Source organism: Paenibacillus sp. S25, from assembly GCF_019454085.1.
Lineage (GTDB): Bacteria > Bacillota > Bacilli > Paenibacillales > Paenibacillaceae > Paenibacillus > Paenibacillus polymyxa_B.
Genome location: NZ_CP073683.1, coordinates 1,774,382 through 1,799,535, shown reverse-complemented (window position 1 = coordinate 1,799,535; position 25,154 = coordinate 1,774,382). Strand labels below are relative to the sequence as shown.

Below are 25,154 nucleotides of genomic sequence, written 5' to 3'. Positions count from 1 at the left end.
AGAGCATGAGCACTTTTATATCCAAAGCGATTCTCGACTTCTTCATTGCCTTCGGCATCGTGCTCGGGGGAGCCATGCTCGGCGGAATGGGAGCTGTGGTATCGCTTCAGCCGCCTACCCAGACAATGCTGGAGGTTGCTGGAAGAATTAAAATATGGGCGCTTGCCGCCGCTGTGGGGGGGACGATGGACCCGATCCGGGTCATTGAAAGCAATATGTTGGATGGTAATTTGTCACCTGCCATTAAGCAGATATTGTATTTGATTTTCGCCTTTTTAGGCGCTCATATGGGTGCAGAGCTGGTCAAGTGGGTATGCGGCAACGGACGACCGTGAGGTGAAACGACTATGAGAGTCCCCCCTTTTGAGCGCCTGCGCCCTTTTATGCAATTATCCTCCGTCTTTGTACTCGGTATGATTACGGGAGGAATGATCTACAATGCCATCTGGCATGCCAGCTTCAATCACCTATGGACGAACAATCAGGATCTTCAATTCCAGCTCCAGCAAGCCGAGGAGGACAACAAAACATTGCGCAAATACAGCAAGCGCCAAACCGTTGTCAAAGAAATCAAGCTGATTCCGGAGGAAGCTTCGGCCGAAAAAATTGATTCTATCAACCTAAAGGAACTTCTGCGCCGTGTCAGTCGTGATCTGGAGGTGCTGCGTGGCAGAGATATGTTTGAGATTGACTCTGACAGCAAGCTGGTACGTATGTTGCTGCACCAAAAAAAATACACCGTTCGTGACAAGGAGTATACGATCCAGGTCAAAACGATGCTTGTAATGGAAGGTGTGCTGCAAATTTGGCTAGAAGCAAAAGAAAGACTGCCTGAAAGCCACTAAGTCGATCTATTCGACTTCACACCTTGCTCCAATCCATTGGTAGACTAACCATGTTCAATGGATTGAAGCGTCATCACTGCTTTGCATACCAAATGATTTTCCCGTGAAATTGCAATTTCTAGCTTGCAGGTGCGGCGACTCATCTCAAGCAACAACGGACGAAGAACGACAGCATCCTCTATCTGTACGGGTCTAATAAAATAAGTCGTCAAATTGTCCAGCACATAATCCTTGCCGGTCATGTCTCTAGCTGCCCGGTAGCCCGCTTGTGTCATCACGTTGACCAGTACGCCTTCCGAGATCGTACCTAAATTGGTCGCCATCTGCGGAATGATAAAACCGCGGAAAAATAACGATCCATCCTCATTACGCTCTTCAGCAAACCCGTTCCAGATCAGCTGGTCGAACGTCTCGCCAAGTTGTGGCTGCTTTTGGGCGTTACGCAGTGCCTCCAGCACCTCACGCCGTGTAACGGACCCGAGCAGCTTGCGGTTGCGGTCCACGACCGGCAAGTAATCCACACCTTCCCACGCCATCATTTGCGCGGCTGAAGCCAGCGAGGTCTGGTAGGTGACCGTTATCGGATTGCGGATCAGACATTTATCCATCGTATGCTCAGGTTGAAGCCCCTCTACATCTTTGCGGCTGACGATACCAATTAAACGATTCCATTCATCCACTATTGCAAAATGATGATGTCCGGTCGTCACCGAAAGTTCTTCAAACTCGGTAAGCGTGCTGTTGATTTTCAAGGTCAACGTTTTCGGTTTGCCTGCCGCAATGTCTTCAATCAGCATAATTTTCTTTTTGATCAAGCGGTCAAATATGGCTCTATTAATCATAGATGCCACTGTAAAAGTATCATGGCGTGAGGAAATAATCGGCAGACTGATCTTGTCTGCGAGCTGCTTAACCTCTCGGCTCGTACCAAATCCCCCTGTAATCAGCACACCTGCCCCCTGCTCCAATGCAAGTGAATGCGCATCCTCACGGTTACCTACGATCAGCAAACTGCCAGCGTCAATATAACGGGCCATAGCTTCCTCGCGCATCGCTCCGATCACATACTTGTGCAAGGGCTTCTCCAGCCCCTCACTTCCGCCCAGCACATGTCCCTCTACAATATTCACGACATCTGCAAAGGTCAGCTGTTCGGACAAGCCGCGCGGGCGCTTCTCCACTCGTACTGTTCCGATCCGTTCCTTGGTAATGACAATTCCCAGGTTCTCGGCTTCCTTCACGGCCCGATAGGCCGTTCCTTCGCTGACGCTCATTTCTTTAGCCAACCTGCGCACAGAAATTTTGGAGCCTATTTTCAACTGCTCGATATGTCGCAATAGCTGCTCATGCTTCGTAACTGTTTCATCTAGCCCGTCCAACTCTGTTACACCCCCAACGTTCAATCTGTATCATTCTGTATCTATTATAGCACAAAATCCCTTTATTTTAGACCTTTGTTCATTTTGAGTTTTCTGCTTCGGAAATAGCAAAAAAGCGATCCCCTCTATTACAAGGACCGCTTCTTACTATGATTGATTTGTAATCTGGGGGGCAAGCCAGGACAAGCTGAAAAAAACTCACTGCATGCTGCCTTTGTCAGCTTTTTTATCCCATTTCATCTGCCACTGCTGCATTTTGGCCCGCCGCACACGCTCCAGCGTTTTGCGCTTTTCCTCATCCACACCCAGCAAAAAATGCATGTTCGCCCCGATGACTAGCAGCGCAAAAAGTACCCATACTATCCCAAAGCCGTTGACCCAGTTCAAACCGCCTGCAAGCGAGATGCGTGGTAACGCAACCAAGACCATAGCCAGCGCAATCAGTGTGTACAAACCGTGTTTCCATTTTTTAAAAGAACCCAATCGTATCCCTTCCTCTCCCTGTGACTCTATGTATCTAGTCTATGAGAGGACAGGAAGGAATATGAGACAAACTTACAGAGATGAACCGTACAAATCTTGAAGACTGTCTGCAATAATTTTGTTAACGTCCTCAATAATCACGCTCAGGCGGCGTTCAGCGTCGAACAGGCGACGGATGTTGAGGTTCAAGCTAAGTACCTCAAACAACTTCTCCATCTTTTCCATCTCTTCCTGTGCTGGCATATCGCCGCTCATCATCCGTTGCTGTACTTCCATTTGGCGTTCACGGAAATCGTCGAGCATTTTCTTGGCTTCTGGATCGGTTTCGATCAGCTTCATCGCTGACGTAATTTCCTCTACCTCTTTGCTTTCCTTCAATGCTTTCGCTAAATCATGGGCTTTGTCATAGATGTTCATGATTGTTTATTCCTCCAATACAAGTTTAGTGTCAACATTTCACATTGTCCGTCAATCACCAAGGGATATATGTCCTCATATGATGAATCAGTGCTATTACAGCCCATTCACGTTTCCCGTTACTTTCAAGACATCAAGTTGCTGCCCGGAAGGAGATCCACGATGTCCATCAAAAAAACAACGATTCAAATCATCGGATCGGGCATCTTGCAGGATGACGTACTCATGGTCGGCGAGTCCCTGCTTCGCAAATGGAAAATATCCGCTGGCCACCCCGTTCAGCTCGCCTTCGGTTCGTTCCGCCAAGAGGTTACCGTCATATCGGTGCCCCGCTACAGCGGCCTACGTGTGGGAAGCGTGCTAGCCCGAAAAATGGGGCTTCATGCCAATTGTGATCTGCGAGTAACCTACAGCCGAGGTCGCCGGACACTTCGAGTGGGCCCACTTATTAGCGTGCTGGTCAGTCGGGACTATCCCGAACAGCCCGACAAGCCTTTCGGGTCGATCACCCTGTTCTGCCGTGAACTAGTCGGGGAATGCCGCAGACAAGGAGCATATGTGTATTTTTTCACCCCGGAGCATATCGGAAGTCAGCCCGGGCGAGTTCAGGGATGGGTGTATGACGGAGGCTGGAAAAAGACGGTCATGCCCGCCGGCGATGTCGTCAATAACCGTCTTACCTCCCGTAAACTCGAGAACAGAACTAGCGTACAGCATTTCATGAAAGAAGTAAAATCGCAGTACAGCACGACCATCTTTAACGAAAAGTTTCTGGATAAGAATGAAGTTTTTGATGCGCTTAAATCAAATTCTTCCCTGCGCAAGTATTTACCCGAATCCCACTTGCTGCAAACCTTTGCTGTTTTCAAAAAAATGTGCAACCAGTATCCCGCTGTTTTTCTCAAGCCAGTGCGCGGAAGCTTGGGTAAAGGCATAATGCGCATTAACAAGCAAACCGATGGCACCTTTTCGGTGCTATCCACAACAGCGGGTACGCCCCGCAAGCAAACGTATGCCAACGTAGATAAGCTGTACAAAAGCTTAGCGGGAAAAATGAAAACAACACGCTTTCAACTCCAACAGGGACTTACCTTGATTGATCACGGTAAGCGTCCGGTCGACTTTCGTGCGCTTGTACAGAAAAATTCGTCCGGAACCTGGACCGTAACATCCATTGTCGCCCGGATCGCTGGAGGAAGCCACTTTGTGTCCAATCTGGCAAGAGGCGGCACGCTGAGCACAGTCAAGGAAGCACTTGCCAAAACCACGCTGCCCGCAACCGTTAAATCGAATGGGCATACCTCTCTGAAAACAGCAGCACTGGATATCGCAAGCGGAGTGGAAAAAGCAATTCCGGCCCATTTCGCGGAATTTGGTATTGATCTGGCAATAGACAGCACGGGGCGCATCTGGTTGCTGGAGGTCAATTCGAAGCCATCAAAGAATGACAACACGCCGTTAAATGATCAGAAAACTCGCCCGTCCGTTAAAAAAATGATTGAATACTGCTGTTATTCAGCCGGCTTCAAATGAATTCATCTCTTCCAGAGTCTGGCTGCCAAAGGAGCTGTTGTCGGTGTCTCTTGTTGTGCCAGGTACGCTGGGCGTGCTTGTTAGCCGGAATCAGGCCGTCACTCCCCCTATTACCGAAGCCGATTTTTGCCGCAGGCTAAGTCTGTTGGGCAGGCGCTCTGGTCTTAGCGTAATGGCGTTTACCGCCGAAGGAGTCTCACCTGAAGATCACTCCATACGAGGTTATGTTTATCGTAACGGAGTATGGACATCCGGTCGCTTTCCGTTGCCGGACATTGTGTATAACCGCTGTCTCCATATCCACGAGAGCCAGAATGTCAGGCGCACACTGGAAGACATGGCGGAGCAAAAATCGCGCAAGCTCATCTACTGGTCGCGTAACTTGCCTGGCAAATGGCAGGTGTATCGCGCTTTACATGCGGTAGATAAAGTGCGTCCCTTTGTGCCGCCTACGGCGCCTTACCGGGACACGACTCAGCTTGTGGAATGGCTACGACGCCATTCGGAGCTGTTTATGAAGCCACAGACCGGAACACATGGCAAGAGCACACTGTATCTCCGGCTGGCAGAAGGAGGCCAGGGACTACTTGTACAGGGTAGAGACTCCCGTAACCGCCCGTTCCGGCGCTTGTTTTCCGAATTGGATGCAGGATTGTCATGGATCCACGGAATTGCACATAAACGCGCTTATATCGTGCAGCCTTATTTGAAATTAACAAGCCAGAGCAATCATCCCTTTGATGTTCGTGCACTCATGCAAAAGGATGGCAACGGCTATTGGTGCCTGACGGGCTTTGCCGTAAGAGAAGGCAGGAAAGGAACCCTGACTTCTAATCTGCATGGTGGGGGCGAAGCCCATCCGGCTGAGCCTTACCTTCGTGAACAATTTGGCGCGGACACCACGCGTCTCATCATCGGGCAGATGATGGCGCTGTCCTTGACCATTACCAGGGCGCTGGAGGAACGTTATGGCCGCCTTGGCGAGTTGGGAATTGATTACGGTATTGACCGGAGCGGGAACATCTGGCTATTGGAGGTTAATTCCCGACCTGGGCGGGCCTCCTTTTTTCAGACCCGTCAGCCCGAGTGCGCTTTCCAGTCGGTCAACCGCCCGCTCGAATATGCTCGATATTTAATGACCCATTCCAAAGCGACAGGGCCAAAGGGCGCGGACGCCTCCCTTGAACATACGGTATAGGAGGATAAACAGATGAGTTTAACGCATTGTAATGTGCATTTCTCACAGCAGCCCGACAAGGTGGCGTATATATCCACTGCCTTGTTGAAAAGCCTTAAATTATCCGGAGCCAAGTCCGTTCGTCTGCGGCTCGGTAAGGATCAGATCCCCGCTACAGTAAAACCAATTCAGAAGGCGGGACGCCATTTATACTTGACCTCCGGCTTACGTAACGCAATCCGTGTTCCCAAAAGCGGGTCCATCTATTTGCGAAATCTGGATGGTGATATACAGCTAGGGCCGTTGATTGGCGTGCTGTCTGACGGTACCACCTCCACCACTCGCCCTTTCGGATCACGCACAGGCTTTATTAAGCAACTGCTGAAGGAAGGTAGCAAAAAATCTTATATTTTTGCCTTCACCCCACGGGATATCAACTGGCAAAATGATACGATTAACGGCTATTTTCTGTCATCCAACGGGGAATTCACACGTAAACTTGTACCTTTGCCGGACGTGATCTATAACCGTTTGCCGAGCCGTCGCTCTGATTTTTCCCCGGCGATCAATCAACTACGCGAACGCTTTTCCCGCAAACGAATTCCCTTCTTTAACTGGAGCTTTTTCAATAAGTCTGATATCTATAATCTGCTGGAGAATAACCCAGATGTTAACCGCTATGTCCCTGAATCATACACGAATCCCAGCTCTGAACGTATCCGAAGTATGCTGGAGCGACATCAATTTGCTTATTACAAGCCAAGTGGAGGCAGTCTCGGTAAAGGAATCTACCGTCTGTCCCATGTTCCCAAGCAAGGATATTATGTGAGGTACCGTAAGAAAAATAGCAATGTATTGCTAAAATTCACCTCTTTTAACTCCATGCTCAGGATGCTTCACTCCAATCAGGGACAGATGCTAAAGGGTTATGTCATCCAACAGGGCATCCAGCTGATCGAGATTGACAATTGCCCGATTGATTTCCGGTTTCACATGCATAAAAATGGAAATAACCAGTGGGTCGTTGTCGGCATTGGAGCCAAAAAATCCGGACGTGGCAGTGTCACGACCCATATCAAAAATGGCGGCTCTCTTATGACACCTGAACAGGCGTTGAACCGGGTATTCGGAGACCGGGCGGGTGAAGTGCTTCAACGTGCCAAGAACGTAGCAGTTACGCTCGCTGAAGCCATTGAACACCACCACCAGCATCTACTGGGTGAAATCGGCTTTGATCTGGGTATTGATCAGGATGAAAAGGTATGGATGTTTGAAGCCAACTCCAAGCCAGGCCGATCCATTTTTCAGCATCCATCGTTGCGTGCGGAGGGTAAAGCATCCGTGGAGCATATTTTGGACCACTGTCTTTACCTCAGTAAATTCCGCAGAAAAGAGGAACTATGAATACCCGGGCGGAGCATAAGCCAGTCGTTGCTGTATTGACAGTGCACGACGAAGGGCAATTTTTCAAGGGCAATCAGCGCAATTTCAGGGATATTCTTGAAACGGGAACACGGATGGGATATCAGGTGTACATTGTTACCGTCAGGGACCTGAAACTAGCAGATGAGACGGTTAAGGGCTATGTCTACAACAAGAGCTTACAGACGTGGGAGGAACAGAATTTCCCACCTCCACAGGTCATTTATAATCGCATCCCAAACCGTAATTATGAACTTAAAACCTCTGTGCGCACAAAGTTGGATGAAATTTCACATGCCTCAGGCATTGAACTGTACAATCCAGGATTTTTTAACAAATGGGAACTGTTCAAGTGGTTGCGTACCTCGGAAACCACTCGTCAGCTTGTTCCGGCAACCAAACGGTTAAGCAACCTGTCTTCATTAGGAAAAATGCTGTCTGCGTATCCATACCTGTATCTCAAGCCGGAAAACGGTAAGGCCGGAAAAGGGATTATGATTCTTAAATTCCACCCAGACCATCTCATGGCTTACAGACTGACCATTCAGCATGACAAAAAAAGTGTAACCTACAGATCTGTATCGCTATCCCGGCTGTGGGGACGTATCCGCCGGGAAGCAGGCAACTCGCCTTATATCATTCAACAGGGTATCGATCTGGCAACTTATCAGAAAAAACCCTTTGACCTGCGTATCCTGGTACAAAAAAATATCCGTGGCTCCTGGAGTATAACCGGAGTTGGTGCCAGACTGGCGGGTAAGGGGAGCATTACCACACATGTCCCGCGTGGCGGGAGTGTAGAGGACCCGTTCAAGCTACTGTCCTCGCTGTTTGGGCCTGAGGACAGCACGGATCTACTGAACAAAGTTAAAAGTACGGCCATACAGATTGCACGTCAAATTGAACGTGCATCCGGTCTTTCTCATGGCGAAATGTCCATGGATTTGGGCGTGGATACGCTCGGTACACTCTGGTTTTTTGAGGCCAATGCCAAACCGATGAAATTTGACGAGCCGGAAATCCGCCAAAAGTCGCTTAGACGTATATTCCAGTACAGCTCCTTTTTGGCCGGACGAATGAAATCATGATCAAGGAAGTGGAACCATGCCGCAAATTAGCGATGTTCAACATTTGCCTGCCCGGAGCTGGCTGCTGAGACGACGACAGTTGCTGTTTTTGGCCCGCAGCTCAGGGGGCATGCGCATTACTCGTAATGCTCTGCGGCAGTTGGCAGTTTTAACGCCCGAGCAATTGAACACCCCTGGCTCCTCCCTCCTGTGCGCATATGTGCGCACGGAGAAGGGGCTGCGGATTGCGGGATTTTCCCTCGCTCTGAATTACGGGAAGGATGCTTGCATCGTAATTGTTCGTCCGCTTTACCGGGGCCGCAGACTGGGCGCTAGACTGCTGTCCGCCCAGCTCAAACAGCTGCGCCGTCTGACGTGCAGCGTAGCCGCCGACAATATGTCCAGTCTCAAAACCTGTTTCCGCGCTGGACTTGTTGCGCACGAAATGACGACTGGACCGACCGGGAAACCCACGCTGATATTTCACGGGGAGTTATCCCAAGATAAGCAGACGGCAGAGGAAGGTGGAATGCTGTGCCAAAACCTGTCCTAGGCATCATGACCTTGTATTTGAACAACAAGAAGCAATTGGAGGAGCGCGACATATATGAGCGCATGATTGCAGAAGGGAAAAGGCTGGGACTGGATATGTATGTATTCACTCCTGCAGATGTCCATAAGGATCGCAGGCTGCTCCTTGCCCAAATCTATGATCCACACAGCGGAAAATGGACCCGAAAATGGCGAGAGTTTCCAGATATGATTTTTGACCGTTGCCGGGTACAGCGCAGTGAGCGATATCGTCAGTTGAAGCAGTTCCGATTGCAATACACAGACCTTGTATATTTAAACCGACCGCTGAGTAACAAGTGGGTCATTCATCAGCAGCTTGCGAGAAGGTCTGCCTTTCGCGCCCATTTGCCTGCAACAGAGCTGTTCAGTGGATTTCATAGTGTAAAACGGATGCTCAAACAGAATTCACTAGTGTACCTCAAGCCGATTAACGGTACGGGAGGCCGCGGTATTTTACGTATTGAACCTGTTAACAAGCAAGGAGGCCTGTATCTGATTGAGGGCCGCAATCGCAAACGCCATATTATTCCCCAGCAGCGGGTACGTCTAGACCGTCTGGAGCCGCGTCTGAGCAGCTGGAACATGGATAACTACATTGTTCAGGAAGGCATTCCTGTGCAGTTACCGAATGGCAGAGTCCATGATTACCGTATGCTGGTACAGAAAAATAGCCAAGGAGTATGGGAGCTGACCGGATGTGCCGGGCGAATCGGGGCGCATCGGAGTGTCACTTCCAACCTGCATGGTGGAGGCAAGGCGGTACCGATGAGCCAATTGCTGACGCAATGGATTCGTAATGAAAGCCATAGAGAGAAAATCATCAAGCAAGGGGAAAAACTCGGACTGGACATTGCTGCGTATCTGGAAGAAAGCTACGGGGCATTGTGCGAGCTTGCGCTCGATTTGGCAATTAATAAGGACGGTCATATATACGTGCTGGAAGTCAACCCGAAGCCAGCCCGTGAGGTCTTTTCGCGTATTGGTGAAAAAGAAACCTATCGCCGTTCCATCGCCAAGCCCATGGAATATGCTTTGTGGGTCTACCACACACAAATTAATCCTAAGCCTCAGACGGACTACAAAGCAGAAGATAAAACAGAAGATAAAGCAGAAAATAAAGCAGAAAATAAGACAGAGAATAAGACAGAGAATAAGACAGAGAATAAGACAAAGGAAGGCTCCACGTAAAGTGGCTGCCTTCCTTTCTTTTTTCGTCTGTCCGACAGTACCAGCATGTTTTAATTATATGGTGCGTCGAGCCTATTTATAACCAATTACCTGTGTTTCACAGTTACTCGGCGTTTTTATAAAGTGTAAGCAGTTGCGTAAAGTCTGTAATAATCGCATCGGACCCCTTCAACTCATCGTTCACACCAAATCCAGCATAAGCGCAACCAATCACCGTCTGTCCGTTCTTTTTGCCTGCTTCCACATCTGAGGAACGATCTCCTACCATCCATACGTTCGAAATATCGTGCTTGCTCAACAGAATTTCCAGCAAATTCACTTTGGAGAGCGTGCTGTACTCCCCAGCACTGTACAGTCCTTCAAAAATGGGAACCATTTCATACGCAGCAGCGATCCCCTTTACATAGTCCTCCAGCCCGTTACTTGCTACGAACAATCGAACACCTTGCTCATGAAGGGTCTGGAGTGTTTCTTTTACATGTGGATACAAGGCATGACTTCCGTTCTTCAATCCTTCCAGTTCCAGCTGAAGCAGCAGCTCGTCCGCTCTTCTATGGGCCGCTTCGCTGGCTTCCGGCATCACTCTTCTCCAGATTTCATCCAGCAGCATGCCCAAACTATTCAAAATAAGCTCCTCTGGAGGAGTCTCTCCTTCATAAAGCCCTTCGGCGCGCAGCGTATCAAACAGCTTGTGGTACGCGGGAAGCAATAGCGTCTCCGTCTGAAAAAGTGTACCGTCCATATCAAATACCATAGCCTCAGGTTTCTTCAACACAGGTGCATTGTTCATGTAGTTATCAGTCATTCCTTTCCTATGTAGGTTTACAACTCTAACCCCTCTCATGATAAGCAATAAGAGAGGTCCGTGTAAACCTCATTGCGCATACCGCTAACTCTTATATTTTTTTAAAACAGTCCTGAAACAATGCAAACCGCCCCACATATCCGTGTGTAAAGCCCCCCGTGGAAGCTTGAGATCCACACCATTCCAATACGAAAATCCCGCCTGCTCTATCCATTGCTCCATCGCTGACAGATCCACTGTAGGGTAATCAAACGTCAGCAGAAGCATTCCGTCATCGCGTAAGGTCCGGTGAAATTCACGTAAGGCTGCCAAAGATTCATCAGGTGTTAAATGCTCCAGCACCGAAATACATACAATTTTGTCAAAACTGGCCTCCTCATAGGGTAGAGCTGTCAAATTGGCATGTGCGGAGTGAAGCCGAACCGGTAAAATCTCCTGAATGCGCTCGGCGGCCTCCTCTCCGATATCCCGCCGCACCTCGGCCAAAATGGCATCCACGGAAACGATCCGAATATCCAGATCGCAGGCATAGACCTGAGCGCAACGGCGGGCCAACTCAAATTTGAATGGATGTGGGATTCCACATGCTGCGTCCAGCACTGTATCTTGCCCAGACATAAATTGAAGACACCACTCATACTCATAGGGGCGACTCCACCAGCTTTGGGGGAGTCTGTAAATCATGCTGGAGGAGCTGGGATCAGAATATACAAAAAAGCGAGACAGATACGGGTCAGACATGTTCATGGATACTGCCTCCTTTTAGGGATGATTAAATTACTCTTGCGACACAGCACAGTTCATGACCCCGTTTCTCGCCTTGAAGTTTGGCTAACAATCCCATTTGCTCCGTAAGGGTAAGCTCACCGTACAAAGGATGGGCTTGCAGCAAGGCATCCAAACCAGAGGGAAGCTGGCGGGTGAACAAAGCCACCGGGCGCAAGCCAGACTTTGCCAGTAAGAGCGCAAGCGTATGCTCAGAATAATGATACAAATGATCTTCCTCCGTAAATAAAGGCGAATAAACACCATAAGCCTCATTGGTGAACGAGTTTTTGTTAGGCACCGTAATATACAACGTCCCGTCAGGTTGAAGCTGTTCACGTAAATCTGTCAAAAATGTAACAGGGTCCGCAATATGCTCCAGCACATGCCAGCATGCTACGGCCTCGTATTTGTGATCCAGTGATAAGTCAGTATCTTCTTCTGCTTCTTGTTCTTCATTCAATTCCTGTATTTCATGTGCTTCTTCGGTTTGAGTATCTTCTTCGGCTTCATCGTCCCAGTAACCCGGCAATAAATCCACGTCATATTTGTATTTGGCGTAAGCACGCGAGTCTATGGAAGGTTCAATGCCCACTGCATCCCAGCCGGCTTGAAGGGCAGCATGAATAAATTCTCCGGTACCTGATCCAATCTCAAGCAATTTTCCTTTACTGGTACTGAACATATCCAGCAGCATAAGTCCAAAAAGGGCATGATCTCCATAAGTTGAAGCTGCTGCACTATCCCGCATAGCAACCCATTCGGCATTATAAATTTTTGCAATCATATCCTCTGGCTGTATATGATCCACATCATTACGAAAAACCAATCCGCAGGAGCCGCATCCCATCAAGGTAAAGCGTTCATAGCTATGAAATACTGCCGTGTCAGATGAGCCACACAGTTTGCATTTACTATAAAGTAAGTCCTTTGTTTCACTTTTTATTTGTAGGTCGGAATTATTAATAACCTGGACACTCGCAATCTCAGCAACATCCATGGCGTTCACATCATCGGCAGCTTCATACTCTGGTGCAGTTTCTTTTTCTGCATTTATGTTGTCCTGATCTACCCAAAGCGTGAGTCGGGGGTTCGGGTCCAAAATAGATTCATATTGCTCTTTCCAGCCATAACGAGCACTTGGATCAAGCAACTGGTATCGCTGAAATTTGGCCATGCGAATAGCAGGTGTACACCATCCCCAATGCTGGATACGGTAGTTGCTGATTTCACTGGGTAGGTCAAGCACATTTTCGGGAAATCTCCCACAGTGCAAGGACTGCTCCTTCCATTTATAAGAAAACCCTTCCTTATATCGAATTAAAAAAGGACGGTAATACTGATGAGCCTGCCAATAATCATCATCGCGATAATGCGTGGAATTCCACATATCAAACAACCTGAAACAAATCGTATCCGCTTTCGTTCCCGCTAACAACGAATGTACCCCTTGAGCAAAACGGGATTCGAACATTTCGTCAGCGTCCATGTTTAATATCCATTCGGGAGAGGAAGCCAACGTCTCTCTCCACTGCTGTTTTCGCAGCTCTAATTCATTGGTAAAAGAAGCTGTTTCATTGCGTATTAAACGCAACGGGATTCCCTTTAGGATCTCACGGCACAACTCTCCGCTATCATCCTGACTGCCATCATCAATAATGACCGCTTCATCAATATATTCCCGATGACTCCGCAGCACGTCAATGAGCTTGCGATCTGCCTCATTGTATACCGTCATGGTCAGCGTCAATTTGGGTTTGGAGACAGGCGGCGTATGAAGTTCACTTTGTCGTGGACCAGAAAACGTTTGTGATGCAACAGAAGAATCCGCAGTGTACTTGGCAAAGACAGCTGACTCACGGAGATCATACGGTATAACAGGAGGTTCAGGGAACTTAGAGGGACTTGATGATGCAGAACGATTGAAGGCAGGAGAGTTTGTAGAAGTATCGGAGTGACCCAGATATGCTAAATGTTCTGAATGGTCCGTATGAACAGCACTCGTTGTAAAATACTTTAGGGTGAATAGTAGCTGCTCTGCCTTTATTCTGTCCGCTTCCCGGTACAGATGCATCGCCGGATAGTGTGTATCCACAAAAAGTGGAAATCCAAATGCAGCTGCCCGAATACAGAAATGTCGATCTTCTCCCCAATAGGAAACGTTTTTGATTTTACCAAAGTGAATTCCTGCTTCCAGTGCACGTCTGCGGATTAGGGTGCAAGCGCCTAGACCACCCACCTCATACAAACCAGGAACGTGCAATTGGTGTATGAAATGCAACTCGCGTTGCGCTCGCTCCTCTGCCGACAACACTTCGCCTTCTTCACGATGGAACAAATTATATTCATCACTAACCCACACCTGAGGCAATAGAGGCCCCTCCGGCTGCCAGCGTGTCCAGAAAATCTCAGATACAATATCCTTCTCCGCCTCTACCAGTTTACATAAGGTACGGGAATGGAGAATGAGGTCTGAATCGACCAAAAACAGCGCGTCATAATTATGCTGAAGTGCATAATCAATAAGGCGATTTTTAAAATCAGCCACTTTCCAGACGAGGGCAGGCGGCCAATAATGAGTGTGCTCATCACTTCGATTCTCCACTTGCTGTGAGCCTGTCAACAAGGGCAAAACCCTGCCCGGCAGCCGATTGGAAAAATCGGCAAGCCATTGGCTTGAAGTCGGATTGTCATTATCATCGACAAATAAATAATCGGGCAGCACGTCAGGTGCCTCCAGTCGCTCCAAAGCTTGAAGAAATAAAGACAATATTTCCGGTTTCTGGTGCACCGGGCTACCGATTAGTATACGCATGATTCAACGCCTCCATCAGGCAGAAGCCTCATAAACCGTTCTCCCTCCATGTCCTAAGGCATACCTTAATTGCGACCAAGCGATATGGGAGTGAGCGTAGTATGAATGGACTTACACCTGGAAATATCAATGAAAACGACATCAAAACAAAAATACAATCTTAACATCCAGTTAACTGCCTTTTTTCTTTTTTCTGTTTTCCAACTACATTTAGCCATCAAATTTATTTCCCGGTCGCACTTGATAAATTGAATTTCGCACAATCTCCTCCCCCTTCATATCAGACTTTGATTTTCTAATTTATTAGAGCAAGTTTGAATTTATGATCATTACACATCCTCTAAAAGCTCCATCGGAATTACTACATAATGAGCAAGCTATCCTACATAAAATGGAGATTATATCAAGTTTTTTGGGAGGGACAAAGAGCATGGTAACTGTCAGCTTATGTATGATTGTCAAAAATGAAGAAGAAGCACTTCATACCTGTCTGAAATCAGTCCATGACCTGGTAGATGAAATCATTATCGTTGATACTGGCTCTACCGACAGTACCCAAGAGGTAGCTGCATCGTTCAACGCTCGGATATACCCTTTTGAATGGTGTGATGATTTTTCCGCAGCCCGCAATTATGCGTTTGATCAGGCAACACAGGAATATCAATTTTGGCTGGATGCCGACGACATCTTAGAAGAGCAAGACCGACTGGCTTTTCTCGACTGGAAAAAACAAGCCACCGTCTCGTATGACAGCATTACGATGGATTATGTGCTATCTGTAGATGAACAGGGGCAGCCGCTGCATAAGCTCAAAAGAAACCGAATGGTGCGACGTGACCGTAAATTCAGATGGATCGGATTTGTTCACGAATTCCTGAATGTGACAGGCAGTACCTTTCACAGTAATATGGCGGTGACTCATAAAAAGACACGTGCTTACACTGATCGTAATTTGCATATCTATCTCAAGCATCGGGAGCAAGGCACCACATTTTCTGAACGAGATCACTACTACTTCGCTAATGAACTTTATGATAACGGACGCATACTAGAAGCCATCCAGCAGTACAAACACTATCTGGGGCTAGATCTCGGATGGATTGAAGATCGGATTGCTGCTTGCTTTAAGCTAGCGGATTGCTACGCTCACCAGGGTCAAAAACAGGAACAGCGTATGGCTCTGCTTCGCACACTTAACCTTGATGTACCACGCGCCCAGTTCTGCTGTGTCTTTGGCAATTTGTTGATTGAAGACGAACGGTACGCTCTAGCCATTTACTGGTTTCGCCAGGCGACGCTGATAGAGCCTCCACAAGATGTGATGGCCTTAACCAATTCGTCGTACTATACCTGGTTTCCACACTTGCAATTATGCCTGTGTTACGACCGAATCGGTGACATCGAAAAGGCAAAATCGCATCATCGCATAGCAAAGTTGCACCATCCTACCCATCCAAGCGTGTTATATAACGAGCAATATTTTGCACAACTGAAGCAATAGGGATGAGAAAGACGCGCCGGGGAAGATCGTTTAGTGTAGGCGGCCTTTTAGTCATCATGCCGATATGTGCTCGGCACGATACCCGGGCTGACAGCCTGCAATTTTGGGGGCTTTTATTTTTGCCCCCGCTTATATACAAAATGCCCATTGCTACTTCTTGGGAACGACCATTTCATAGCTTAGATGACTTCAAAAGAAAAAGTCTCCTGCAAGCTTAAGCTCACCAAGAGACCTTGTGTATCATTTTCTCAGAACACTTTCTTCCGGTCTCTTTCCCCCTTCAAAATTTCCACAGACTCATGGAAACGGAGCGAATGGATTATTTCGCGTTCACGCAGAAACTTCAGACTATCCTGCAAATCCACATCATCTGTTAAATCAATCAGCCACTGATATGTAGCTCTCGCCTTTTCTTCTGCCGCAATATCCTCATACAAATCCGCAATTGGATCACCCTTGGCTTGAAAATAGGTCGCTGTAAAAGGAACTCCGCCTGCGCTCTGGTAATACAGCGCATGATCATGCGCCGCATAATATTCCCCCAGCCCGGCTGCCTTCATTTGCTCTACACTCGCATCCTTGGTCAGCTTGTAAATCATAGTCGCAATCATTTCGAGGTGCGCAAATTCTTCCGTACCTATATCATTAAGTACGCCGATAACCTTATCCGGAATCGTATACCGCTGATTCAGATACCGCAAAGCCGCCGCCAGCTCGCCATCCGCTCCACCATACTGCTCCATAAGCAGTTTGGCCATATGAGGATCACATTTGCTGACACGTACGGGATATTGCAGTTTTTTCTCATATACCCACATTCATGTTCCTCCTTTATAAAAGGTTGTACCTACCTAGACCTGCCACGGCCAAGGAGTTTGGTTCCATTCCCAAGGATACTTGGAATAGGCACGGCCAAAATTTTGTAAAGGCCCATATAAGATCTGGTACTCGTTAGCAATCGCCGTTCTTTCCTGCGTCAGCTTATTGAACTGTTCGATAGCCTGTAAATCATCCGGGTGTGTATTGAGATACAAATTCAGCTCCACCAACACAAAATCCACTGCTTGGAGCTTCTCCAGCAACGCATAAAACTGGGCATCACCCGGCTTGGTTTGGGGCGTGCAGCCTTGGGCTGGGTTTCCGGCTTGACTATAGTCCTGAGCTTGGCTCTGATACTGATTCTGGTATGGATACGGATTTGAATAAGGGCTTTGATAGGGATTCGGCTGTTGATACCCACTCTCTTGCTGAATTTGCTGTTGGAATGGGTTTGGGGACTGACTCTGTTTTGGATTCTCCATTCTATTCGCCTCCCCCCTGGTTTCTCATAGGCTCATAAGGGCTGTAAAGTAGAGGCCATAGCGTCCCCTTCGTCAGCGCCTCATCTGGACTGAATTGCGGTAGACCAGGGGGCTGAAATTGTACAAATAAGTTTGGCGGAAGCACATAAGTCTTGCACAGGACGGGTGGACACGGATCGAACGGGCCGACAAACGGGGCATACTCACCTTGCTGTGGAAATTTCACGGGCCGGGACCTCCTTTGATTGATCCATCTGCTTTACTATTCAACATATGCCGCATCGCCCAAGTCTCGAACAAAAAATCACAGATAAAAATAATTGTTCAAAGAAATAACTATAGAACTGTTTCTAATCAAAAAAGAGCCTTAAAACCACGGTACGTGGATTTAAAGGCTCTTTCTTCAGCACTCTATAATAACTTACATACCTCAACTGATCTTACCTATCTCTGTGGATCAGGAATCAATCGGTAGAAAGCTCATCTTCAAGCACAGGCTCAGGCTTGCGGTGAATCTTCACTCTCATTATGCGAAGCCTTGTTGCTTCCTCCACCTCAAAGGTAAGGTTATAAAACTCAATTTTCTTCCCTTTTACCGGAATGCCTTCCAATTCCTTGAACAGCCATCCCCCGATGGAATCCACCTCGTCGTCTTCAATATTCACTCCAGTCAAATCATTGACATCCTCAATGAGCATACGACCGTCCACAGAGATGAAGTTCTCCTTCATTTCCACACTCGGGCGTTCATCCTCAAATTCATCATAGAGATCCCCGACGATTTCCTCCAAAATTTCCTCCGCTGTCAGCAGCCCGGCCGTTCCACCGTACTCATCTACCACGAGAGTCATTTGGGAATGTTTTTTCTGCATAAGGCGTAGCACGTGACTCACTTCCATGGACTCCGGCACATTCAAAATAGGACGGACCACCGAAGCCAGATCCAGTTGCTCTCCCTGCTCAGCTAGCAGAAGATCCGTAATATGGACAAAACCGATAATCTGGTCTTTATCCTCAACCGCTACCGGGTAGCGGGAATGCTTGGTCTCGCTGATAATCTTGAGATTTTCCTTAAACGACAAATTCGTGTACAAACAATCCATATCTGTACGCGGCAGCATGATTTCGCGGGCAAGCAAGTCAGAAAAATCAAAAATATTATCCATCAGCTTAATTTCGTCTTTATCAATCACACCGCTTTTGGCGCTCTGATTCATCAATATACGAATCTCTTCCTCCGAATGAGCCGCTTCGGCTTCACTCGCCGGCTGAATGCCGAATGCACGCAACAGTAAGTTTGCCGCAGCATTCAATACCCAGATCACAGGCAGAAAGACCTTATAAAAAAGCAGCAAAGGCGCCGATAAAAACAACGCCACACCTTCGGTCTTCTGAATCGCTAAGGACTTTGGCGCCAGTTCCCCCAATACGATATGCAAAAAGGTAATTACGCAAAATCCGACGATAACGGATACCGTTGTAATCAGTGTACCGTCAGTTACACCGAGTTTGTGCATGAGTGGCTCTATCAGGTAGCCGGATATTGCTGGCTCTCCAATCCAACCTAGGCCCAATGAAGCCAGCGTAATGCCCAATTGGGTGGCGGACAGATAAGCATCCAACTTTTGGTTCACCTTCAGCGCATAGCCTGCCAGGCGATGACCCTCGCTTTGGAGCTGCGTCAATCGGGATTGGCGCATTTTGACCAACGAAAATTCTGCGGCCACAAATACACCATTTAGAAAGACAAGCAGCAGTACCAAGAGGAGATTCACAGCTAGCAATCCCCAATGAAACTCGGTATGACCATCCAATACGAACTCCCCATTTCTATAGTTTGCATTTTGCATCTTTGGTTTGCAAGCATTTCAATCCAAATATTATTGATTGGAAGCTGCTAATTAGAATCATGCAAAAATACTCATAATTGTAATGCTTTTCTTGATTTAAAATCTATTCCTTTGTAGTACATATCTGCCACGAGCAGGTTCGGTCCACAGCAGGCAGCGGCATCACAATGACAGTTCACAGTCTGATTCAACGGATGCTCATTCAGCCATTCACCAAAAATATCGTCCAGACTGTCTTCCTGAATGTTTCCGAAAGCCGGAATGTCTGCAAAATCCGTCACATACACACTACCCGTGAACATATTCACATTCACACGGTTTCTTCCGTCCGGATCATTACGCACCGTAATATTCGGTTCCTGACGCAAGCGGCGAAGCAGTTTGCGGTCTTCTTCCCGATCCGAACAAGCAAAGAACGGTAATGTGCCAAACAACATCCACATGTCCTGATTACGTACATCCAGCAGCTTATGGATAGAGTTTCGCATATCGTCGAGTGAAAGCACAGGCAAAGCAGAGGCAAAATTCGACGCATACATTGGATGAACTTCATGCCGTCGGCATCCCATTTCGTTGATTAACTGATGAATGCCCCCCAGCTTCGTGTGTGTCCGATAATTAATCATGGATTCAGCTGAAATGAACATTCCCATTTCACTCAATCTGCGGGCATTTTCCATCATTTTTTCATACAGACGAACAGCGCCAGCACGTGGAGTCGGCCGGCCGGTATTTGCAAAACCCACTTCATAAAAATCGTCCGCATTCAAATAGTTAAACGAAATATGCATCACATCCAGATAAGGAAGCATCTTCTCATATCTGCGAATATCTAACGTCAAATTGGAGTTGATTTGCGAGCGAATACCGCGCTCTTTGGCATATTTCAGCAGTGGAACGATCACTTCATCCACTGTTTTATCGAGCAAAGCAGGTTCCCCGCCTGTAATACTGATGGTCTCCAGATGCTCGACTTCATCCAGACGCTTCAGCATTAGGTCTAACGGCAGGAAAGGGGCCTCCTTCATAACTAACATGTCGCCAACAGCGCAATGCTCACAGCGCATATTACATAGATGCGTTACGGTCATTTCCACACTCGTTAGCAAATGACGACCATGTGTACGCAGTGAGACAATCGGGTCCCACGGATCATAGGTTGGCGATATTTGGGGGAGCGTGTTATTTTGTAGAACTGTCATTATGTTTTCACCTTATTTCTGTTATTAACCTCAAAAGACGTATAATTATCATATCATGATGTGTAAAGTGTCTGCATGCTTTCTTCCACATCATCTGCTAATCTACGTGTACTCCTCCGAAAGGGGCGGCAGTAGCGCCCAATGTGTTTGTAATCATAACCGAGAGGGACACGGACAAATCCACATCATAAGGTGCCTTCACTTCCTGCCCATCCCGGTCCCTTACAATGCGAATGACGGGTCTTTGTGGGATTTTGGGATGTATACGCACCACGACCCCCTCTTCCCCCGTGTTGAGCACCACAGAGAGTCCCAGGGGGTAAATAGCTACACAGTCACGAAAGGCTTCCAGCATTCGCTGCTCATATAACGTTCCTGCCCCGGCGTACAGCACTTCCATCGCTTCATAAGGCAACAAAGCCTGTTTATATATCCGACTTGCTGTCATTGCGTCGTACGAGTCCGCCAGACCGATCCATTTCGCATATTCGTGGATCTGGTCCTTTTTCCAACCATGTGGGTACCCGCTGCCGTCGATACGCTCATGATGCTGTAATGCACAATGAGCCGACAACAAGGGAATTCCAGGTTCGTCTTTGAGCAGCTTGTAGCCGATCACCGTGTGTGTTTTCATATGCTCATATTCCTCATCCGTCAATTTACCCGGCTTATAGAGTACTTGAGGTGAAATTTTCATTTTACCGATATCGTGCAGTAGTGAACCTATCCCCAGCTCCATGAGCTGGTTATTATCGTAGCCATTGGATATTCCAAGTACTAGTGAATATAAACATACGTTCAAAGAATGATGATACAAATCCTGATCTGCGGCCCCGATATCCATCAACATAATGACGGCGTCCTGACGGCCTCCAATATCGTCCAGAATGGATTCCATCACCTTATAAAATGACTTGCCAAAATATTTGTGCTTATGATCTACGGAGTAGGATGACAACCCTTGAAACTGCTTTTTGATTTCCTGTAGCGCCGCGGCCCTTGTCTGTTCATGGATCATCTCAGGAATGACGATATCTTCTGTCACAGCATCCTCAATGTATACATATCCAATACCGACTTGGCCTAGACGTTCAATCAATCGCGAAGTAAGCTCAACACCTTCCGAGAGCAGCACCATTCCGTTTTCATTGTATATTTTTTTGCCCAGCTTCATGCCGGCTCTCAATAATGTAACAGGTACCAGTCGCAGCTTAATCCTCTCCCGATTGTTTTGATACCTGAAGCCACCTAGCTGCAAAACATTCTTCCATCGCGCCCGGACGCTTCAACTCCATTTCAATCAAATCCCGTAAAAATTCTGGAAGCATAAATCGGAGATCTGTTCCGTTCGCAAGCACTTCATAACCTGCTTTGAAAGTGAACATATCCAACGTGCCCACTGTGTATTCCTCATGCTCTTCCAAAGGTTGACCCGCTACACGGATGTCCGTCACTTTTTCATAAGGAGCACGGCCAGGGTCATACTGAATGGCCATGCCTTCCACACACATCGTGCCAAGCACTTTGCCTCTGAAGCCGAAGCCCGTCATGGGCTTGTCTGTAAATTCAGGCAGCAAGGACTGCTCCAGCGCCAACCGAATATCTCTTCCCCGCAACTTCATAACACAGGCATTAATCGGCGAAGGGCATAAGGAATGTAGTATTCCTTTGCTGATATCCCCTTGAGGTAATGGGCCGAGCAGTTGTCCCGCATTGACGAGGGCAATTTCTGTTCCTGTAAAATGGGACACCGCTTGTGCCAGCATATTCCCAAAAGTGGATTCCTGATCATATGCGATCTCCAGTTTCCGATCCGTCACCGCAATGGTGCTCTCCATGGCGCGCTCTGCTTGTCTGCGATGCACCGCAATGGCCGATGCCACTTTTTCGTCCAGTAGTGTCTGATCTACAGGAACTACGCCGCCTGACGTGACTCGAAACGGTTCGAGGCTATTTTTACGACTTAGTGTCACTTCACCCAGCAGCGTTCCGAACTTACCCGCCCCACATAAAGCTGTTTTTCCGATCCAAAGTGGTTCCTCCAGTACATGATGGGTGTGACCTCCAAGGATAACGTCAATTTCAGGAAACTGTGACGCTAATTTTTGATCGGAAGGTAGACCCAGGTGCGACATCACGACCAAAACATCAACCTGCTTTCTCAGTGCCGCGATCTGCTTCCCCAGCACCTCAAACGGATTGAGCACATCCCAGCCCAGCAATTGATAAAACTCTACAAAAGGAGCCGTCACACCGAGTAAACCGACCTTGATTCCAGCTTTGTCTACGATAAGGGATTCTTTCATCCACGAAGGGCTCATCCCCGTAGCACGCTCTCTCATATTGCCGCATACGACCGGACAATGAATCCCCGCATATGCCTGTTCAATCATATCCGGGGTGAAAGTCAGTCCCTCATTGTTACCGATCGTAATTGCATCGTATCCTGTTAGATTAATCACATCCACATTTGCCCCACCGAGCGTTCCTTCCGTTTCGGGGGCCATCCGGTCCATGTGGTCTCCTATGTCGAGCACAAGCAGCGCATCCCCTGATGCGGCTCTTCGTTCATCAATCATCGCGGCTATCGAAGGCATACTGCCAAAATGACTATGGATATCATTGGTATGCAAAATGGTCAACGTTTGCCGAGTCGTCATCTCCATAACCGCCCTCCTCTATACTTTATATATATCGACTTTGGAGCTTCTAATGTTTAAGCATACCATGTTATTTAGCAATATGGTACATATGAGTGGACATAGTCCTTAAGCTTCGCTGTACTCTCTGAACAATCTCACACCATAAACATAGTGAAAAGCATTGACTTATCTACTGTAGGTATCTGATAGGAAACGGGTTCCTGGGACCTATTTTACAGCTTGGAATAATAGTAATTTAGTCGTTGTCATCCCATATAATTCTTGATATATTAGGGTTGTTTCATATTTTCGACAAATTTACGACAATAAGGAGGTTAGCACATGAGAGTTCACGTTACCGATGCCAAGCCGGGAGATCGCCTCAAATCCGATACATACAACGGGCACGGTGTACCTGTCATGATTCAGGGCACCGAGCTTCAGCATGACGACATTTCCAAACTCATTATGCATGGTGTCGATTATATCGACATTGATGCCGGTTCTGCGAGCATTCCGGTTGACTTTGCCCCCGATGTTCCAGCTTCCCCTGAATCCCTCAAACGCGCCGTTCCCCTCATGGAGCAGACGATCAGTGGCTTTGAAAGCATGTTTCTCGAAGCTTCCTCAACTGGAAAATTTGATGAATATCGAGTTGATGAACTGTTCGGCCCTCTCGTTTCAGAGCTGGCTCGTCAAAAAGATGTCGTATCTCTGCTGTTAATTATGGAGCGGGGAGATCACTATACCTATAATCATTCTCTCCAAGTAGGCGTACTGTCATATTACATTGCCACATGGCTTGGATATACGGAAGAAGAAGCATATGCCGCCGGTAAAGCTGGATATTTACATGATATAGGCAAGTCCATGATACCGGATGAAATTTTGAACAAACCGGATAAACTGACACCCGAAGAATTCCATGAGATGAAAAAACATTCGCTATATGGCTATGATATTATTCGCAATTCAACCAGCGATGAGATTTCTGCAATTGTTGCCTTGCAGCATCACGAGCGTGAAGATGGAAGTGGATATCCCCATGGACTGTTCAAGGAAGAAATTCATCCTTTTGCCAGCATAACAGCTATTGCAGACGTGTATAGCGCGATGATTTCCAATCGTGTGTACCAGACGAAGCAGGAGCTACTCGCCGTATTACGCGAGCTGCACAGCATGAGTTTTGGACATTTAAACCCAGAAGCTACCCAAGTGTTCATCAGACATATGCTTCCTAATTTCATTAATAAGCAGGTTCTGCTGACTACAGGGCAGACAGGAACGATTATTCTGAACAATCCTGCTGATTACTTCAGACCCTTAGTGAGAATTAACGATGATGAATATGTAGATTTGTCTAGGAAACGCCATGTATCCATTGATGAAATCTATTTGGAATCCTGATCCGCTACTGCCTCCCGGCGTTACTTCGGTGGAACGAAATGTTTTGCCGAAGCCCAGGCTACGCGAATAAAAAGAGACTGTCCTTGATTCGTAGGTTCTTCTACGAAGGACAGCCTCTTTTTATGTTAGAGATATTAACCTAGTCACAATTTACAACGATCAAAAACAATAAAAACGCGTTTCTACCACTATATTATTTGCTACATTTGTTTATTAAATAAGAGGTTCCTGAATCAATGTTGCGAAATTGAACTGGTGCACATGACCATCATTTAATGTGGTTTGGCCTGTAACAAAATGTACGTGCTTGCCATTTCCGACTGGAATAGCGGGTCCTGTTCTAATCCTTCTCAGATTATGAAAATGGTTCACGAAATCAGTTTTTGAAAGATCAATTTCATGGACATGACTTCTTCCAACTCGAATCGCTTGCCCAGTAACACCTGCAAAGCGGTGGTTATGTCGGTCTGCGCCTTCTTCAGCCAGTTTGGTACTACCTTCAAATTCATGTACATGCCTCTGTGTCTGTTTAGAAGAGATTGTTTTCTTCTTTACTGTAGGTTTATTCTTCTGCATCCGTTGCCTGCCTCCTTATGTTTTGTGGCTTTACAATATCCTATTAAGCAAACATAGTTAAGTGCTAGGCAATTATCCGCAGTCCTAACAATAATTTTTTAATTCTATCTCCCCTTATAAAAGCGGTTTCATAAAACTGCCGAAGTCTTTTTAGACATTACGGAAAAAATAGAAGAAGACGAACTTAAAAAGTTCGCCTTCTATAC

Annotated in this window: 24 protein-coding genes; 10 read left to right on the top strand and 14 right to left on the bottom strand. The window is 47.2% G+C overall.

Features of this window, described 5'->3' with window-relative positions; genetic code table 11:
* Positions 1-5: 5 nt before the first annotated feature.
* Together KAI37_RS07835 and KAI37_RS07830 are read left to right on the top strand one after the other, a co-directional pair.
* Positions 6-335 carry a YtrH family sporulation protein gene (locus tag KAI37_RS07835; RefSeq protein WP_013309582.1) on the top strand — a complete coding sequence of 110 codons (330 nt, stop codon included), beginning with the start codon at positions 6-8 and terminating at the stop codon, positions 333-335.
* A 12-nt stretch (positions 336-347) separates the two neighbouring features.
* Positions 348-845 carry a sporulation membrane protein YtrI gene (locus KAI37_RS07830; RefSeq protein ID WP_220031025.1) on the top strand — a complete coding sequence of 166 codons (498 nt, stop codon included), beginning with the start codon at positions 348-350 and terminating at the stop codon, positions 843-845.
* 44 nt (positions 846-889) lie between these two features.
* Here the strand turns inward: KAI37_RS07830 and KAI37_RS07825 are convergent, their stop codons facing one another.
* From KAI37_RS07825 to KAI37_RS07815, 3 genes are all read right to left on the bottom strand, one after another.
* Positions 890-2,224, bottom strand: a complete 1,335-nt coding sequence (locus KAI37_RS07825; protein ID WP_013309580.1) for a DRTGG domain-containing protein — start codon at positions 2,222-2,224, stop codon at positions 890-892.
* 198 nt (positions 2,225-2,422) lie between these two features.
* Positions 2,423-2,707: a hypothetical protein gene (locus KAI37_RS07820; protein ID WP_013309579.1), complete on the bottom strand. Its 285-nt coding sequence runs from the start codon at positions 2,705-2,707 to the stop codon at positions 2,423-2,425.
* A gap of 72 nt (positions 2,708-2,779) precedes the next feature.
* On the bottom strand, positions 2,780-3,124 hold the full coding sequence (locus tag KAI37_RS07815; protein ID WP_013309578.1) for a YlbF/YmcA family competence regulator: 345 nt from the start codon (positions 3,122-3,124) through the stop codon (positions 2,780-2,782).
* 162 nt (positions 3,125-3,286) lie between these two features.
* Between KAI37_RS07815 and KAI37_RS07810 the strand changes: the two genes are divergently transcribed.
* The 6 genes from KAI37_RS07810 to KAI37_RS07785 are packed head-to-tail and all read left to right on the top strand — an operon-like array spanning position 3,287 to position 10,084.
* Positions 3,287-4,657, top strand: a complete 1,371-nt coding sequence (locus tag KAI37_RS07810) for a YheC/YheD family endospore coat-associated protein (protein WP_220031024.1) — start codon at positions 3,287-3,289, stop codon at positions 4,655-4,657.
* A gap of 43 nt (positions 4,658-4,700) precedes the next feature.
* On the top strand, positions 4,701-5,855 hold the full coding sequence (locus KAI37_RS07805; RefSeq protein ID WP_220031023.1) for a YheC/YheD family endospore coat-associated protein: 1,155 nt from the start codon (positions 4,701-4,703) through the stop codon (positions 5,853-5,855).
* Between the two features lie 12 nt (positions 5,856-5,867).
* Complete coding sequence (locus KAI37_RS07800; RefSeq protein WP_071640156.1) at positions 5,868-7,238, top strand: YheC/YheD family endospore coat-associated protein; 1,371 nt, start codon at positions 5,868-5,870, stop codon at positions 7,236-7,238.
* Positions 7,235-8,344, top strand: coding sequence for a YheC/YheD family endospore coat-associated protein (locus tag KAI37_RS07795; RefSeq protein ID WP_025722533.1), 1,110 nt, complete (start codon positions 7,235-7,237; stop codon positions 8,342-8,344). The genes KAI37_RS07800 and KAI37_RS07795 overlap by 4 nt, the downstream gene beginning before the upstream one ends.
* 16 nt (positions 8,345-8,360) lie before the next feature.
* Complete coding sequence (locus KAI37_RS07790) at positions 8,361-8,876, top strand: GNAT family protein (protein WP_071640155.1); 516 nt, start codon at positions 8,361-8,363, stop codon at positions 8,874-8,876.
* Positions 8,858-10,084, top strand: coding sequence for a YheC/YheD family endospore coat-associated protein (locus KAI37_RS07785; RefSeq protein WP_220031022.1), 1,227 nt, complete (start codon positions 8,858-8,860; stop codon positions 10,082-10,084). Before KAI37_RS07790 ends, KAI37_RS07785 begins: the two co-directional genes overlap by 19 nt.
* Positions 10,085-10,187: 103 nt before the next feature.
* Here KAI37_RS07785 and KAI37_RS07780 read toward each other — a convergent pair whose 3' ends face one another.
* The 3 genes from KAI37_RS07780 to KAI37_RS07770 form a co-directional block, all read right to left on the bottom strand.
* The gene (locus KAI37_RS07780) at positions 10,188-10,889 is read right to left on the bottom strand and encodes an HAD family hydrolase (RefSeq protein WP_013309571.1); all 702 of its coding nucleotides are present in this window, start codon (positions 10,887-10,889) and stop codon (positions 10,188-10,190) included.
* 84 nt (positions 10,890-10,973) lie between these two features.
* Positions 10,974-11,636 (bottom strand): class I SAM-dependent methyltransferase, encoded by a 663-nt coding sequence (locus KAI37_RS07775; RefSeq protein WP_071640153.1) that lies wholly within the window; start codon positions 11,634-11,636, stop codon positions 10,974-10,976.
* A gap of 25 nt (positions 11,637-11,661) precedes the next feature.
* Positions 11,662-14,469 (bottom strand): bifunctional glycosyltransferase/class I SAM-dependent methyltransferase, encoded by a 2,808-nt coding sequence (locus tag KAI37_RS07770; protein ID WP_071640152.1) that lies wholly within the window; start codon positions 14,467-14,469, stop codon positions 11,662-11,664.
* Between the two features lie 430 nt (positions 14,470-14,899).
* Here KAI37_RS07770 and KAI37_RS07765 point away from each other — a divergent pair, with 430 nt between their 5' ends.
* The gene (locus KAI37_RS07765) at positions 14,900-15,970 is read left to right on the top strand and encodes a glycosyltransferase family 2 protein (protein WP_071640151.1); all 1,071 of its coding nucleotides are present in this window, start codon (positions 14,900-14,902) and stop codon (positions 15,968-15,970) included.
* Positions 15,971-16,218: 248 nt separating this feature from the next.
* Here the strand turns inward: KAI37_RS07765 and KAI37_RS07760 are convergent, their stop codons facing one another.
* From KAI37_RS07760 to KAI37_RS07730, 7 genes are all read right to left on the bottom strand, one after another.
* Positions 16,219-16,788, bottom strand: a complete 570-nt coding sequence (locus tag KAI37_RS07760) for a manganese catalase family protein (RefSeq protein ID WP_013309567.1) — start codon at positions 16,786-16,788, stop codon at positions 16,219-16,221.
* Between the two features lie 33 nt (positions 16,789-16,821).
* The gene (locus KAI37_RS26630; protein WP_275955753.1) at positions 16,822-17,271 is read right to left on the bottom strand and encodes a spore coat protein CotJB; all 450 of its coding nucleotides are present in this window, start codon (positions 17,269-17,271) and stop codon (positions 16,822-16,824) included.
* A 1-nt stretch (position 17,272) separates the two neighbouring features.
* The gene (locus tag KAI37_RS07750; RefSeq protein ID WP_025722540.1) at positions 17,273-17,497 is read right to left on the bottom strand and encodes a spore coat associated protein CotJA; all 225 of its coding nucleotides are present in this window, start codon (positions 17,495-17,497) and stop codon (positions 17,273-17,275) included.
* A gap of 238 nt (positions 17,498-17,735) precedes the next feature.
* A complete protein-coding gene (locus tag KAI37_RS07745) occupies positions 17,736-19,085 on the bottom strand; it encodes a hemolysin family protein (protein ID WP_104495840.1) in 1,350 nt (449 codons plus the stop codon).
* A gap of 107 nt (positions 19,086-19,192) precedes the next feature.
* Positions 19,193-20,323 (bottom strand): radical SAM/CxCxxxxC motif protein YfkAB, encoded by a 1,131-nt coding sequence (gene yfkAB, locus KAI37_RS07740; protein WP_220031021.1) that lies wholly within the window; start codon positions 20,321-20,323, stop codon positions 19,193-19,195.
* 97 nt (positions 20,324-20,420) lie between these two features.
* Complete coding sequence (locus KAI37_RS07735; protein WP_104495838.1) at positions 20,421-21,581, bottom strand: HD-GYP domain-containing protein; 1,161 nt, start codon at positions 21,579-21,581, stop codon at positions 20,421-20,423.
* Positions 21,535-22,989, bottom strand: coding sequence for a bifunctional metallophosphatase/5'-nucleotidase (locus tag KAI37_RS07730; protein WP_220031020.1), 1,455 nt, complete (start codon positions 22,987-22,989; stop codon positions 21,535-21,537). The genes KAI37_RS07735 and KAI37_RS07730 overlap by 47 nt, the downstream gene beginning before the upstream one ends.
* A gap of 318 nt (positions 22,990-23,307) precedes the next feature.
* Here KAI37_RS07730 and KAI37_RS07725 point away from each other — a divergent pair, with 318 nt between their 5' ends.
* Positions 23,308-24,372, top strand: a complete 1,065-nt coding sequence (locus KAI37_RS07725; RefSeq protein ID WP_071640146.1) for an HD-GYP domain-containing protein — start codon at positions 23,308-23,310, stop codon at positions 24,370-24,372.
* Between the two features lie 213 nt (positions 24,373-24,585).
* On the opposite strand, the gene KAI37_RS07720 is transcribed toward KAI37_RS07725, so the two are convergent.
* Positions 24,586-24,948, bottom strand: a complete 363-nt coding sequence (locus KAI37_RS07720; protein WP_025722545.1) for a YmaF family protein — start codon at positions 24,946-24,948, stop codon at positions 24,586-24,588.
* Positions 24,949-25,154: the final 206 nt, after the last annotated feature.

Coding starts and splice junctions, on each gene's coding strand:
- KAI37_RS07835 (WP_013309582.1), top strand. CDS start 6: ATGAGCACTTTTATATCCAAAGCGATTCTCGACTTCTTCATTGCCTTC.
- KAI37_RS07830 (WP_220031025.1), top strand. CDS start 348: ATGAGAGTCCCCCCTTTTGAGCGCCTGCGCCCTTTTATGCAATTATCC.
- KAI37_RS07815 (WP_013309578.1), bottom strand. CDS start 3,124: ATGAACATCTATGACAAAGCCCATGATTTAGCGAAAGCATTGAAGGAA.
- KAI37_RS07810 (WP_220031024.1), top strand. CDS start 3,287: ATGTCCATCAAAAAAACAACGATTCAAATCATCGGATCGGGCATCTTG.
- KAI37_RS07800 (WP_071640156.1), top strand. CDS start 5,868: ATGAGTTTAACGCATTGTAATGTGCATTTCTCACAGCAGCCCGACAAG.
- KAI37_RS07795 (WP_025722533.1), top strand. CDS start 7,235: ATGAATACCCGGGCGGAGCATAAGCCAGTCGTTGCTGTATTGACAGTG.
- KAI37_RS07790 (WP_071640155.1), top strand. CDS start 8,361: ATGCCGCAAATTAGCGATGTTCAACATTTGCCTGCCCGGAGCTGGCTG.
- KAI37_RS07780 (WP_013309571.1), bottom strand. CDS start 10,889: ATGACTGATAACTACATGAACAATGCACCTGTGTTGAAGAAACCTGAG.
- KAI37_RS07775 (WP_071640153.1), bottom strand. CDS start 11,636: ATGAACATGTCTGACCCGTATCTGTCTCGCTTTTTTGTATATTCTGAT.
- KAI37_RS07770 (WP_071640152.1), bottom strand. CDS start 14,469: ATGCGTATACTAATCGGTAGCCCGGTGCACCAGAAACCGGAAATATTG.
- KAI37_RS07765 (WP_071640151.1), top strand. CDS start 14,900: ATGGTAACTGTCAGCTTATGTATGATTGTCAAAAATGAAGAAGAAGCA.
- KAI37_RS07760 (WP_013309567.1), bottom strand. CDS start 16,788: ATGTGGGTATATGAGAAAAAACTGCAATATCCCGTACGTGTCAGCAAA.
- KAI37_RS26630 (WP_275955753.1), bottom strand. CDS start 17,271: ATGGAGAATCCAAAACAGAGTCAGTCCCCAAACCCATTCCAACAGCAA.
- yfkAB (WP_220031021.1), bottom strand. CDS start 20,323: ATGACAGTTCTACAAAATAACACGCTCCCCCAAATATCGCCAACCTAT.
- KAI37_RS07730 (WP_220031020.1), bottom strand. CDS start 22,989: ATGGAGATGACGACTCGGCAAACGTTGACCATTTTGCATACCAATGAT.
- KAI37_RS07725 (WP_071640146.1), top strand. CDS start 23,308: ATGAGAGTTCACGTTACCGATGCCAAGCCGGGAGATCGCCTCAAATCC.
- KAI37_RS07720 (WP_025722545.1), bottom strand. CDS start 24,948: ATGCAGAAGAATAAACCTACAGTAAAGAAGAAAACAATCTCTTCTAAA.